This is a genomic window from Cellulosimicrobium sp. PMB13 (assembly GCF_051294865.1).
In the GTDB taxonomy this organism is placed as follows: Bacteria; Actinomycetota; Actinomycetes; order Actinomycetales; family Cellulomonadaceae; genus Cellulosimicrobium.
The window spans coordinates 239,836-252,895 of sequence record NZ_CP145910.1 but is presented as its reverse complement, the minus strand read 5'-3'; the positions used below and the strand labels follow the sequence as shown (position 1 = coordinate 252,895).

12 protein-coding genes are annotated in these 13,060 nt (G+C 72.9%); 8 read left to right on the top strand and 4 right to left on the bottom strand.

Annotated elements, in window-relative coordinates; genetic code table 11:
- The first annotated feature begins 74 nt into the window (after positions 1-74).
- Positions 75-647: a helix-turn-helix domain-containing protein gene (locus V5D56_RS01340; protein WP_435737267.1), complete on the top strand. Its 573-nt coding sequence runs from the start codon at positions 75-77 to the stop codon at positions 645-647.
- On the opposite strand, the gene V5D56_RS01335 is transcribed toward V5D56_RS01340, so the two are convergent.
- The 3 genes from V5D56_RS01335 to V5D56_RS01325 all read right to left on the bottom strand — a co-directional run bounded on the left by V5D56_RS01335 (position 575) and on the right by V5D56_RS01325 (position 3,550).
- Positions 575-1,825 (bottom strand): PrsW family intramembrane metalloprotease, encoded by a 1,251-nt coding sequence (locus V5D56_RS01335; protein ID WP_435737266.1) that lies wholly within the window; start codon positions 1,823-1,825, stop codon positions 575-577. The two genes, V5D56_RS01340 and V5D56_RS01335, sit on opposite strands and share 73 nt — an antisense overlap.
- A 192-nt stretch (positions 1,826-2,017) precedes the next feature.
- Positions 2,018-2,461: a transferase gene (locus tag V5D56_RS01330; RefSeq protein WP_435737265.1), complete on the bottom strand. Its 444-nt coding sequence runs from the start codon at positions 2,459-2,461 to the stop codon at positions 2,018-2,020.
- An 87-nt stretch (positions 2,462-2,548) separates the two neighbouring features.
- Positions 2,549-3,550, bottom strand: coding sequence for a LacI family DNA-binding transcriptional regulator (locus V5D56_RS01325; RefSeq protein ID WP_435737264.1), 1,002 nt, complete (start codon positions 3,548-3,550; stop codon positions 2,549-2,551).
- A gap of 210 nt (positions 3,551-3,760) precedes the next feature.
- Here V5D56_RS01325 and V5D56_RS01320 point away from each other — a divergent pair, with 210 nt between their 5' ends.
- The 5 genes from V5D56_RS01320 to aspA all read left to right on the top strand — a co-directional run bounded on the left by V5D56_RS01320 (position 3,761) and on the right by aspA (position 11,276).
- Entirely contained in the window at positions 3,761-5,047 is a 1,287-nt protein-coding gene (locus V5D56_RS01320) for an extracellular solute-binding protein (RefSeq protein WP_435737263.1), read from the top strand.
- An 8-nt stretch (positions 5,048-5,055) separates the two neighbouring features.
- Positions 5,056-6,105, top strand: coding sequence for a carbohydrate ABC transporter permease (locus V5D56_RS01315; RefSeq protein WP_435737262.1), 1,050 nt, complete (start codon positions 5,056-5,058; stop codon positions 6,103-6,105).
- Entirely contained in the window at positions 6,105-6,998 is an 894-nt protein-coding gene (locus V5D56_RS01310; protein ID WP_435737261.1) for a carbohydrate ABC transporter permease, read from the top strand. Before V5D56_RS01315 ends, V5D56_RS01310 begins: the two co-directional genes overlap by 1 nt.
- Before the next feature lie 153 nt (positions 6,999-7,151).
- On the top strand, positions 7,152-9,626 hold the full coding sequence (locus tag V5D56_RS01305) for a glycoside hydrolase family 3 N-terminal domain-containing protein (RefSeq protein ID WP_435738933.1): 2,475 nt from the start codon (positions 7,152-7,154) through the stop codon (positions 9,624-9,626).
- Between the two features lie 114 nt (positions 9,627-9,740).
- Positions 9,741-11,276, top strand: a complete 1,536-nt coding sequence (gene aspA / locus V5D56_RS01300; RefSeq protein ID WP_435737260.1) for an aspartate ammonia-lyase — start codon at positions 9,741-9,743, stop codon at positions 11,274-11,276.
- Positions 11,277-11,372: 96 nt separating this feature from the next.
- On the opposite strand, the gene V5D56_RS01295 is transcribed toward aspA, so the two are convergent.
- Positions 11,373-12,353 carry a DUF5937 family protein gene (locus tag V5D56_RS01295; protein ID WP_435737259.1) on the bottom strand — a complete coding sequence of 327 codons (981 nt, stop codon included), beginning with the start codon at positions 12,351-12,353 and terminating at the stop codon, positions 11,373-11,375.
- A gap of 74 nt (positions 12,354-12,427) precedes the next feature.
- Here V5D56_RS01295 and V5D56_RS01290 point away from each other — a divergent pair, with 74 nt between their 5' ends.
- On the top strand, positions 12,428-12,763 hold the full coding sequence (locus V5D56_RS01290; RefSeq protein ID WP_435737258.1) for a cupin domain-containing protein: 336 nt from the start codon (positions 12,428-12,430) through the stop codon (positions 12,761-12,763).
- Positions 12,763-13,056, top strand: a complete 294-nt coding sequence (locus tag V5D56_RS01285) for a DUF4287 domain-containing protein (protein ID WP_435737257.1) — start codon at positions 12,763-12,765, stop codon at positions 13,054-13,056. Before V5D56_RS01290 ends, V5D56_RS01285 begins: the two co-directional genes overlap by 1 nt.
- Positions 13,057-13,060: the final 4 nt, after the last annotated feature.

Here is a 13,060-nt window from a genome sequence, read left to right as displayed (position 1 = left end):
ACGCTCCTTGCACCGTTCTGTTCGTGGAACGGTATCAGCAGGCGTTCCGTCAACGGAACGATAGGCTCGACGCCGTGAGCCACGACGACGCGTCACCCGACATGGACGACGTCGCGCACGCCGTCGCGCGCCAGCTCCGGACGCTGCGCACCGAGCGGGGCCTGTCGATCTCCGGTCTCGCCGCCGCGGCCGGTATCGGCAAGGGCTCGCTCTCGGAGATCGAGCAGGGGTCGCGCAACCCGACGCTCGCGACGCTCTACGCCCTGGCCGGTGCTCTCCACGTCCCGCTCGCGGTGGTCCTCGCGGAGCGTGCCGGCACCCAGGTCACCTCGGAGGGCGTCTCCGCACGCCTGCTCGACGTGCACCACGTGCCCGACGGGACCGGCAGGACCGTGGTGGAGGTCTACCACCTGCACCTCGACGCGGGCTCCCGCCGCACGTCACCCGCGCACGGGCCGGGCGTCGTCGAGCACCTGCTCGTGACGGGCGGGACGTTGCGCGCCGGGCGCGTCGGTGCCGAGGCGGAGATCGGCGTAGGCGACGAGCTGCGATGGGTGTCCGACGTCGAGCACTCCTACCAGGCGCTGGGCGGCCGGTCGGTGGACGTGGTCCTCGTCATCAGGACGCCGCCCGGCCCGGTCGCCTGAGGGGCGCGCGCGAGGAACGCCGCGCGCGTCGTCGCCATGAGCGTGAGCAGCGCGCGCCGCTGGCCCTCCACGCGCGCCGGCTCGACGATCCCGCGCGCCACGCGCTCGTGCAGCAGGGCGAGCTCGGTCGCCGCCTGCTGGTAGTCGCGCATGGCGCGAGCGGCACCCGCTCCGGCGGTGCGGCGCGCCCACTCGCGAGCCTGGCGCCGCGCGGCGAGCGTCGAGAGCATCGCGAGGTCGGGAGGCCCGACGAGACCCGTCGCCTGGTACGGCGCGAGGTTGCGCGCGATGGTCGCGACCGTGCGTCGGCGGTCCGCGACGAGCACGGCGACGAGCGTCGCGAGGACGCCGAGGCCCACGAGGTACGCGAACCCGAGACCGAGGTACCCGAAGCCGGTCGACCCGTTCCACAGGGCGTGCAGCGCGATGGCCGCGAGGAGCCCTCCGATCGGCGCGAGGACCCGGCGCGGACCGCGCGCGGTCATGGCTGCGCTGGCGACGCCCAGGCCGGTGAGGGCCGTGCAGAGGGGGTGGAGCAGCGGCGAGACGACGGCGCGCAGCACGAACGTCGGGCCCAGCGTGTCCGTCTGCACGGCGGTGATGAAGTAGGAGACGTTCTCGACCGCCGCGAACCCCAGCGCGACGACCGTCGCGTAGATGATGCCGTCGGTCCACCCGTCGAGCTCGTGGCGCCGGAACCACAGCATCCCGAACAGCACCGCGCCCTTGAGGATCTCCTCGATCACGGGCGCGACGACGGTCGCGACCGCGTACCAGCCGGTCTGCGCGCCGAGGAGCGGGCTCGCGACGAGCTCTAGCCCGAGCGTGTTGACGATCCCCGCGAGGAGCGTGGCGACGCCTGCGCCCCACAGGAACGCGGCGACGAGCGCGCTCGGCGGCTCGGGCTCGAGGCGGTCGAGCGCGAGCACGACGGGCAGCCAGATCCCGAGCGGCAGCAGGGCGAGGACGAGGCTCAGGCCGAACGACGCGCCGTCGAGCAGGGCGAGGGGCACGAGGCCGAGCAGCAGGCACACGCTCGACACGGCGATCGCGACGATGAGGCCGACGGGCGCCTTGCCGGGCAGCCGCCCGTCGAGCACGGCACGCGGGTCGAGAGGCTGCGGGCCGGGCCCGTGCTGCGGGTGTCCCGGGACGTGGCCGGGCAGCGGGTGCGTCACCCGCGGGATCGTACGCACCTGGCGCCGATCCGGACAGGGCTGTCCAGACGGGTCCGGTGCCGAACCCCGGCCTGTGCCGCCATCAGCCGCGAGAGGGGCGCACAAGCCGGGGTTCGGCAGGCGAGCCCGCCACGGCTACGCGGGGCAGGCGAGCCCGCCACGGCTACGCGGAGGCGGGCGAGCCCGGTACCGCTACGCGGCCTGGGACCACGCAGCCCGGCCGGCGGCCCGACGGCGCACGGTCGCGTCCTCCTCGACCACCGCGTCGGGCAGGACGACCGCGCCCGCCTCGACGACCACGCGGCCTCCGACGCGCGCACCGCTCCCGACCCGGGCGCCGTCGCCGACGCGACAGCCCGGACCGAGGCGGACGTTGTCGCCGACGGTGACGTCACGACCGACGTGGCAGTCCTCGTCGAGCCAGCTCCCGACGCCGACCCGGCACCCCGGACCGACCCTCGCCCCGGCCTCGACGTACGTGCCGTCGCCGACAGGGACCTCTTCGGGCACGTGCGCGCGCGGTGAGACGAGCCCGCCTCCGGTGTGGCGGACGTAGTGGACGATCTCGCCGAAGTCGTTCTCGACCTGGACGCGACGGGCGACGCGGCGACGGGTTCCGCGGGCAGCCTGGACCATGTGACCTCCTCGGGTCGGCTCGACAGGTTTCTGCCTGACATAACGCCGATCCAGGGCGCAAGATTCCGGCGCGCGACGCCGGGTGGGTCACACGGCGCGGGTGCTCGCGCGGATCACGAGGTCGGTGGGAAGCCGCAGGTGGGCGTCGCGCGGGCGCCCTTCGAGGAGGTCGACGAGCATGCGCAGCGCCGCGGCGCCCATCTCGTGGATGGGCTGGCTGACCGTGGTCAGGGGAGGGTTGGCGAGCACCGACTCGGGCACGTTGTCGAAGCCGACCACGGAGACGTCGTCGGGCACGCGCAGTCCCAGCTCGGTCGCGACCTCCATCGTGCGGATGGCCGAGAGGTCGTTGGCCGCGAAGACGGCGGTCGGTCGCTGGGGCAGCGACAGCAGCTCGTGCGCGGGGGAGTCGGCGAGGTCGGGACGGTAGCCTCCGACCCGCATCAGGGCGGGGTCCACCGCGATCCCCGCGTCCTCGAGCGCCTCGCGGTAGCCCTGCTCGCGCAGGCGTGCGGACTCGAGGTCGGTGCGCCCCCCGAGGAACCCGATGCGGCGGTGGCCGAGGGCGAGGAGGTGCTCGGTCGCGGCGCGTGCGCCCGCGAGGTTGTCGGAGTCCACCGTGGGGGCGCCGGACGGGCCGCGGTGCGGGTCGACGGCGACGACCGGGACCGTGTCGCTCGGCGCGACCACGGTCGGGGTCACGATGATCGCGCCGTCGATGAGCGTGCCGGCGAGGCGCGACAGGTAGCGCTGCTCCCACCCGACGCGGTCGTCACGACGCAGCCCGCCGGAGTAGGCGAGGAGCTCGTACCCGGTGTCCTCGACGGCCTCGGAGATGCCCTTGAGGAGCTCGGTGGAGAACGGCTCGAACTCGGCGACCAGGATGCCGATGACGTTGGTGCGGCGGCTGCGCAGGCTGCGCGCGACGATCGACGACTCGTACCCGAGGTTGGCGATGACCTCGTGGACGCGCGCCGACGTCTCGGGTGCCACGCCGTACCGGTCGTTGATCACCTTGGAGACGGTGGCGACGGACACGCCGGCGGTGCGCGCGACGTCGCCGATGGTGACCCGCCCGGACGCTCGCATGGCATGACCCTAACGCCTGGGCGACGAGGCGGACTGCCGCGACACCAGGTGGCCGACAGTGTTTCGAAACCGTTATCGACAACGATTGACACGACGCTGTGCCACCTGCCAGTCTCGGATGCACCCGCTGCCGACTACGTGTGGCGGAGCGGTCCCCCGACCATGCAGGGACGGCCCTGCAGTCTCGACTCGACGAAGAGGACGGATCTCATGAAGGCAAGGAAGCTCCTGGCGGTCTCGACCGCCGTGGTCGTCGCAGGGCTCGCCCTCGGCGCGTGCGGCGGGGGAGACGGCGGCGGCGCGGACGACGGCTCGACGGCCATGACGTTCTGGCACAACTCGACCACCGGTCCCGGCAAGGCGTACTGGGAGGACACCGTCGCCGCGTTCGAGGAGGCCAACCCGGGCGTGACGATCGAGATCCAGGCCATCCAGAACGAGGACATGGACGGCAAGCTCCAGACGGCCCTCAACTCGGGCGACGCGCCCGACATCTTCATGGCCCGTGGCGGCGGCAAGCTCGCCGACGTCGTCGAGGCGGGGCAGGTCAAGGACCTCACCGAGCTCGTCGACGCCGACGTCGAGGCCGCCGTCGGCGGTTCGCTGGCCGCGATGTCGGTGGACGACAAGGTCTACGGCCTCCCGGTGTCGATCCTGCCGGGCGGCATGTTCTACAGCGGGGACCTGTTCGAGCAGGCGGGCGTCAGCGAGACGCCGACGACGATCGAGGAGCTCGAGGCGGCCAACGACCAGCTCAAGGCGGCCGGCATCGCGCCCATCGCCCTGGGTGCCAAGGACGCGTGGCCCGCCGCGCACTGGTACTACTTCTTCGCCCTGCGGTACTGCTCGCAGGACACCATGAACGAGGCGGCCGAGACGCGCACGTTCGACGCGCCGTGCTGGACCGAGGCGGGCGAGGCGCTCGCCGACTTCGCCGCGACCGAGCCGTTCAACGAGGGCTTCCTCACCACGTCGGCCCAGCAGGGTGCCGGTTCCTCCGCGGGCATGATCGCCAACCACCAGGCGGCGATGGAGCTCATGGGTGCGTGGAACCCGGGCCAGATCGCGTCGCTCACGCCGGACGAGCAGCCGCTGCCCGACCTGCAGTGGTTCCCCTTCCCCGCCGTGGACGGCGGCGAGGGCGAGCCCGGCGCGATGATGGGCGGCGTCGACGGGTACTCGTGCTCGGTCGACGCGCCGGACGCGTGCGCGGACTTCCTCAACTTCGCGCTGTCGAAGGAGTCGCAGGAGGCCTACGCCGACGCGTTCCAGACGCTCCCGGCCAGCACCGAGGCGCAGTCCGTGGTGACCGACCCGGCGCTCGTGTCGATCCTCGAGGCGTACAACGAGGCCCCGTACGTGTCGGTCTGGCTCGACACGCTCTACGGCCAGAACATCGGCAACGCGCTCAACACGGCCGTGGTCAACCTGCTCGCAGGCCAGGGCACCGCCGAGGACATCGTCACGGCGGTCAACGACGCGGCCGCCAAGGAGTAACCAGCACCATGACCGTGTCCCAGGGCATGTCTCAGGAGGCAGCCTCGTCGAGCGGCTCGACACGCGGGGAGAACGCCCAGGACCGGGCCGGGGACGGGGGCGGTGCGCAGGCACCGACCCCGCCCCCGGCGGCCCGGACCCGGCGGGACCGGACCGGTCGCTGGGCACAGCGCACCGAGATCGCCGTGCTCGTCGGGCCGGCGCTGGTCGTCTTCCTCACGTTCGTGATCGTCCCCGTCCTCATGGCGGCGTACTACGGCTTCTTCAAGTGGAAGGGCTTCGGGCCGCCGACGGAGTTCGTCGGGTTCGAGAACTACCTCATCATCTTCCGGGACGCCGAGTTCCTCGCGGCGCTGCGCCACAACGCGTTCATCGTCGTGATGTCGCTCGTGGTGCAGGGCCCGGTCGCGGTCGCGGTCGCGCTCATGCTGAACCGCCGCATCCGCGGGCGCTCGATCATCCGCGTGCTCGTGTTCGTCCCGTACGTGGTGTCCGAGGTGATCGTCGGGACGGGCTTCAGCCTCATGCTCGCGACCAACGGCGCCGTGAACGACCTGCTCGACAAGATCGGCCTGTCGTTCCTCACGGCCGACTGGCTCGCCGACCCGGACATCGCGATCTGGACGCTGCTCCTGATCATCTCGTGGAAGTACATCGGCTTCGCCGTGATCCTCTTCCTCGCCGGGCTCCAGGGCGTCCCCGACGAGCTCTCGGAGGCGTCGGCGATCGACGGCGCGTCGTACTGGAAGACGCAGCGGTACATCACGCTCCCGCTGCTCGGCCCGACGCTGCGCATCTGGGCGTTCCTGTCGATCATCGGCTCGCTCCAGCTCTTCGACCTCGTCTACATCATCTGGGGCCAGTACGTGGCCTCCACCGCGGGGACGTCGACCATGGCGACCTACATGGTGGGCAGCGGCCGGCTCGCCGGGAACTACGGCTACGGCAGCGCGGTCGCGGTCGTGCTGTTCCTCATCTCCCTCGCGGTGGCGCTCGTCTACCAGCGGTTCGTCCTGCGCCGTGACACCGAGGGCGCGCTCACGGAAGGGAAGAAGTGATGGCCACCGTCACCGCAGCACCCACGCCCGCGCGCGCCCCGGGCGCCTCGGCCCCGAAGCCCTCCCGCGGCTCCGGCCTGGGCAAGGGCGGCCCGCTCACGTACGTCGTGGCGTACCTGTTCGTCGGGCTGTGCCTCGCGCCGATCGCCTACATCGTCATCGGTGGTTTCCGCACGAACGCGCAGATCACGGCCGACCCGTCCGGGCTCCCGTCGCCCTGGCAGGTCTCGAACTACGTCGACGTCCTCACGGGGTCGCTGTTCTGGCAGCAGCTCGGCAACTCGGTCGTCGCGGGCCTGCTCACGACGCTCGGCGTCGTGGTGCTCGGGCTCATGGCGAGCTACGTCCTGGCGCGGTACACGTTCCTCGGGCGCGGCGCGATGTACGCGCTCTTCGCCGCGGGCCTCATGTTCCCCATGACGGTCGCGATCACGCCGCTGTACATCATGATCCGCAGCCTGGGGCTCATGAACAGCATCGGCGGGCTCGTGCTGCCGCAGATCGCGTTCGCGCTCCCGACGACCGTCATCATCCTCGTGCCGTTCCTGCGCGCCATCCCCCGGGAGCTCGAGGAGGCCGCGTCGATCGACGGCGCGAGCCGGCTCGGGTTCTTCTTCCGGATGGTCGTGCCGCTGTCGGTGCCCGGCGTCGTGACCGTCGGCATCCTCGCGTTCGTCGCGAGCTGGAACAGCTACATGCTGCCCCTCTTCATCATCAACGACGAGACGTCGTACACGCTGCCCCTCGGCGTGCAGGCGTTCGCGTCCCAGTACTCCGTGGACACGGCCCGCGTGCTCGCCTTCACGTCCTTGTCGATGATCCCTGCGCTCGTCTTCTTCTCGTTGTTCGAGCGACGCATCGTCGGCGGCCTCACCGGCGCCGTGAAGGGCTGACACCCCGCCCCACCTCGCGCACGACCACGCGCACCATCGAAGGAGAACGGTCCCGTGACCGACGTCGTCCCCGCCGTCCCGACGGCACCCGCACCGTCCGCAGCCCGCGCCGCGGCCGTCGCGACCAGCCCGTCCGCAGCACCCCCGGCGCCCGTGGCGCCACCGGTCTCGGAGCGCGTGCGCGCGCTGCACGCCCGCATGACGCTCGAGGAGAAGCTCGCCCAGCTCGTGGGCTACTGGATCGACCAGAACGGCACGGTCGCCCCGATGCAGTCGGAGATGACGGCGGGCCAGAAGGAATCGGGTCTGCTGGCCGAGATCACGCGGGACGGCGTCGGCCACTACACGCGGGTCTACGGCACGCGGCCGGTCGAGCCCACGGAGCGCGCGGCCTGGCTGTGGGCCGAGCAGCGCAGGCTCCTGCGCGAGACGCGCCTCGGCATCCCCGCGCTCGTCCACGAGGAGGCCCTGCTGGGGCTGGCCGCGTGGAAGGCCGCCACGTACCCGACGCCGCTCGCGTGGGGCGCGTCGTTCGACCCGGCGCTCGTCGAGGAGATGGCGGCGCAGGCGGGCGCGTCCATGCGCCGGCTCGGCGTCCACCAGGCGCTCGCGCCCGTGCTCGACGTCGTGCGCGACCCGCGCTGGGGCCGCGTGGACGAGTGCATCGGCGAGGACCCGTACCTCGTCGGCACGGTGGGCACCGCGTACGTCCGCGGCCTGCAGGGAGCCGGCGTGCACGCGACCCTCAAGCACTTCGCGGGCTACTCCGGGTCGCACGCCGGGCGCAACCACGCGCCCGTGAGCGCCGGTCCCCGCGAGGTCGCCGACGTGTTCCTCCCGCCGTTCGAGATGGCCGTGCGCGACGGCGGTGCGCGCTCGGTGATGAACTCGTACACCGAGGTCGACGGCGTCCCCGTCGCGGCGAACCCCGAGCTCCTCACCGACGTGCTGCGCGGGCGGTGGGGGTTCGACGGCGTCGTGGTCGCCGACTACTTCGCGGTCGCGTTCCTCGAGGTCATGCACCGCGTCGCGGCGGACCGCGGCGAGGCGGCAGCGCTCGCCCTCGCGGCGGGCATCGACGTCGAGCTGCCGTCGGGCGACGCCTACCTCGAGCCGCTCGCGGAGCGCGTGCGCGCGGGGCTCGTGGACGAGGCGCTCGTCGACCGCTCCGTGCTGCGCGTGCTCGCGCAGAAGGAGGAGCTCGGTCTCCTCGACCCCGACGCGTTCGCGGACGGCCCGCCGGAGAGCATCGACCTCGACCCGCCCCAGCACCGCGCGACGGCCCGCCGGCTCGCGCAGGAGTCGCTCGTGCTGCTCTCGAACGACGGCGTCCTGCCGCTCGGCGCCGGCGGGACGACGTCCGACGCGCCGGCCGGCGCGTCGACCGGCACGGCCCCGGCGCGGGTCGCGGTCGTCGGCCCGAACGCCGACCGTGCCGAGGCCCTCATGGGCTGCTACTCGTTCGTCAACCACGTGCTCGCGCACCACCCCGGCACGCCGCAGGGCATCGAGCTGCCCACGGTGCTCGACGCGCTGCGCGAGGCGCTGCCCGGGACGGACGTCGTGCACGCGCCGGGCTGCGCCGTCGACGGCGACGACACGTCGGGCTTCTCGGCCGCGGTCGACGCCGTGCGGGGGGCGGACGTCGCCGTCGTCGTCCTCGGCGACGACGCGGGCCTGTTCGGGCGCGGGACCGTCGGCGAGGGCAACGACGTCGAGACGCTCGAGCTCCCGGGCGTGCAGCGCGCGCTCGTCACCGAGCTCGTGGCGACGGGCACGCCCGTCGTGCTCGTGCTGCTCACGGGGCGTCCGTACGCGATCGGCTGGGCGCTCGACGACGCGGCGCCCGGCGCTGCGTCACCGGCAGGGGTGGGGCTCGCCGGGCGGCGACCGGCCGCCGTCGTGCAGGGGTTCTTCCCCGGCGAGGAGGGTGGCCGCGCGGTCGCGGACGTGCTCACCGGCGCCGTGAACCCCTCGGGGCGCCTGCCCGTCTCCCTCCCGCGCGCCGCGGGCGCGCAGCCGTACACGTACCTGCACCCGGTGCTCGGCGGCCCGTCCGACGTCACGTCGACCGACCCGACGCCCGTGCGCCCGTTCGGGTTCGGGCTCTCGTACACGACGTTCGCGTACACGGACCTCGAGGTGGACGCGTCCGCGCCCACCGACGGGGCCTTCGACGCCGCCGTGACCGTGACGAACACGGGCGACGTCGCGGGGACGGACGTCGTCCAGCTCTACGGGCGCGACGTGCTCGGGTCCCTCCCGCGGCCGGTCGTGCAGCTTCTCGGCTACGCGCGCGTCGACCTCGCGGCAGGGGAGTCGCGGCGCGTGCGCTTCCGCGTCCCGACGGCGCGCCTCGCGTTCTCCGACCGGCGCCTCGTGCGCGTGGTCGAGCCGGGCGACGTCGAGGTGTGGGTCGCCGCGCACGCGGGCGTCGCACCGGCGGCGCCGCTCGGCGACCTCACGGGCGGCGCGATCGTCGCGCAGGGCGCGACCGCACGCCGGGCGGTCGCGGGCGAGGCCACGCCGCGCGCCGTCGTGACGCTCACGGGCGGCGTGCACGAGGTGACGGCCGCCGACGCGCGGATCGTCGGCGTCGAGGTGGAGCGGTCGGCCAGCACGCGCTGACCGACCACCGCCTCACCGCCGAGACGTGAGCCTCCGCCCCTGATCCGCCCCGATCGGGGGCGGAGGCTCACCTCTCGGCGCGTGCCGCACGCAGGGCGGCGATACCGTCGGGGCATGTCGCCGAGTGCCCGGACGCGGATCGAAGAGGACCTGCTCGGCCGGACGGAGGTGCCGGCAGACGCCTACTACGGCATCCACACCGTCCGCGCGACGCGGAACTTCCGCATCTCGGGCACGACCATCGGCGACGTGCCCGAGATGGTCCGCGGCATGGTCATGGTGAAGAAGGCCGCGGCGCTCGCGAACCGCGAGCTGCGCACGATCCAGCGCGACATCGCGGACGCGATCGTCGCGGCGTGCGACGCGATCCTCGTCGACGGGCGCTGCCTCGACCAGTTCCCCGTCGACGTGTTCCAGGGCGGCGCCGGGACGAGCGTCAACATGAACACGAACGAGGTCGTCGCGAACCTCGCGCTCGAGCTCGCCGGGTTCGACAAGGGGCGCTACGACGTCATCAACCCCAACGACCACGTCAACCGGTCGCAGTCGACGAACGACGCCTACCCGACGGGTTTCCGGCTCGCGGTGCACGTGCTCGTCGGCCGGCTCCAGGGCGAGGTGCGGCTGCTGGAGCGCGCGTTCGACGAGAAGGCGTCGGAGTTCGCCGACGTGCTGAAGATGGGCCGGACGCAGCTCCAGGACGCCGTGCCGATGAGCCTGGGCCAGGAGTTCGCAGGGTTCTCCGTGAACGTCGGCGAGGAGGTCAAGCGCCTCGCCGCCGCGGCCGACCTGCTGCTGGAGGTCAACCTCGGCGCGACGGCGATCGGCACGGGCCTCAACACGCCGCCCGGGTACCCGAAGGTCGCGACGCGCCGCCTCGCCGAGGTGAGCGGGCTCGCGACCGTCCCGGCGGAGAACCTCGTCGAGGCGACCTACGACAACGGCGCCTACCTCGCCGTGCACTCCGCGCTGAAGCGGCTCGCGGCCAAGCTCTCGAAGATCTGCAACGACCTGCGGCTGCTGTCGTCGGGTCCGCGCGCGGGCCTCGGCGAGATCAACCTGCCCGAGCTCCAGGCCGGGTCGTCGATCATGCCCGCCAAGGTGAACCCGGTGATCCCAGAGGTCGTCAACCAGGTGTGCTTCAAGGTCATGGGCAACGACGTGACCATCACGCATGCGGCCGAGGCCGGGCAACTCCAGCTCAACGTCATGGAACCCGTGCTCGCGCAGGCGATGTTCGAGTCGCTGCGGCTCCTGACGAACGCGTGCGAGGCGCTGCGCACCACGTGCGTCACGGGCATCACGGCGAACGTCGAGGTGTGCCGGCGGCACGTGCTCGACTCGATCGGCATCGTCACGTACCTCAACGAGATCATCGGGCACCGCAACGGCGACCTCGTCGGGGCGGAGGCGGCGCGCACGGGCGCGTCGGTGCGGGACGTGGTCGTGGCGAAGGGGCTGCTCACCGCGGCGGAGGTCGACGCCGTCCTCACCACGGAGAACTTCCTGCGACCGCGGTACACGGGCCGCTACTTCGAGCCCGACGAGCGCGGGCTCCCGGCAGCGGGGGAGGAGGGCGAGTCGTCGCGGATCGTCGAGTCCGACGACGCGGCCGGCGCCCCGAGCGACCCGGAGCCCGAGGGCGTCTGAACGGCGGGCCGCCGAGATCGACCCGCCCGTCGTGAGATCGACCTTCGGTGGGTCGATCTCACGACGGACGGGTCGATCTCGCGGGTAGCCGGCGCCTCATCCGCCGACGAGCGCCTCGCCCAGCGGCGTGCGGACGTGCATGACCCGGTTGCCCTCGCGCCGGGCGTCGACGAGGCGCGAGGCGCGAAGAACGGCGAGGTGGTGGGAGGCGGTCGAGACCCCGACGCCGCCGGCGCCGGCCACCTCGCTCGTGGACATCGGCCCGTGCAGGGCGAGGAGAAGACGCGCGCGTCCCTCGCCGAGCAGCGCGGCGAGGGACGCGGAGAGGTCCGCGCCCGCCGTCGTCCACGTCTCCGAGACGCCGAGGGCGGGGTAGAAGAGCGTGGGCTGGGCCGGCGGCTCGGTGAGCGCGGCACAGCGCCGGGACATCACCGAGGGGACCAGGACGAGGCCGCTGCCCGCGCAGTCGAGCACCTCCTCGTGCTTCGCGAGACGGACCCGGACCGCGTCCGAGCCCCACGTCACCGCCTCGTTGAGCGTCGCGACCATCGCGCCCAGGCCGTGCGTCGTGACACGCCGGGACCGCAGGCCGATGTCGGCGCGCAGCAGTCGCTCGACCTGCGGCCAGAACGGCGCGAGGGCGGCGTCCCAGAACGCCTCCCAGGCGTCCGCGACGGCGGCCCTCGTCCCGGCGGGATCGTCGGCCATGGCCTGGAGGGCGTGCCGCTCGGCGCCCGACGTCCGGAGCACCCGCTTGCCGAGGTCCACGCGCATCGGCCCGACGTCGGCGCGGCGCAGGCGGTCGAGCTCGTCGCCGGGGCTCAGGTCCCAGTCGGGGGCGGAGGTGAGGAAGTCCGGGAGGTAGCCCTCCGCGCCCACGACGAGCCGGAGGAGCTCGAACGGCGCCCGAGGAACCCGCGGACGCGTGCTCCGCAACCAGCCCCACTGGAGCGGGTGGTGCTCGGGGCGTGCCAGCACGCGGACGGCGTGCGCGAGCTCGTGACCGGGCGACAGGCCGAACCGGATCGCCGACAGGTCGTCGGGGGCGAGCCGGAACTCCACCATCTTTCGATGCACGTCGAAACAGTAGCGGAGGCGTTTCCCCGCGCGGCACCGTGGGCGCACGCACACCGACAGAGGAGGCCACCACCATGGCAGGCGTCATCCCCGCCGAGGACATCCGCGTCACCGGCTCGCGCACCCTGCGCTTCGAAGGGGCCGACCACGACTCCGGTATCTCGTTCTTCCTCGTGACCAACGAGCCCGGTCAGGGGCCGGGTCTGCACCGGCACCCCTACTCCGAGAGGTGGACCGTGCTCGAGGGCCAGGCCACGATCACCGTCGGCGACGAGCAGGTCGTCGCCCGCGCGGGGGACACCGCGGTCGTCGGTCCGCACGTCTGGCACGGCTTCACCAACACCGGCACCAGCACGCTGCGCATCATGTGCGTCCACGCGTCCGCCACGATGATCCAGGAGAACCGCTGATGTCCTTCCAGGCCTACCTCGACGCCGTCGAGACGAAGACCGGTCTCACGCCCCGCGAGCTCGTCGAGCGCGCGCACGAGCAGGGGTTCGGCCCCGGTACCAAGGCGACGCCGATCGTGGAGTGGCTCGCCGCCGACTACGGGCTCGGTCGCGGGCACGCGATGGCGATGGTGCACGTCATCACGAAGGGCGACCGCATCAGCTCGAAGCACGTGGGCACCGACGGCGCGCACAGCGACGCGAGCGACCGGCTCTGGCTCGACGGCAAGGCCACCAAGCCAGCGGACTGGTGAGCAG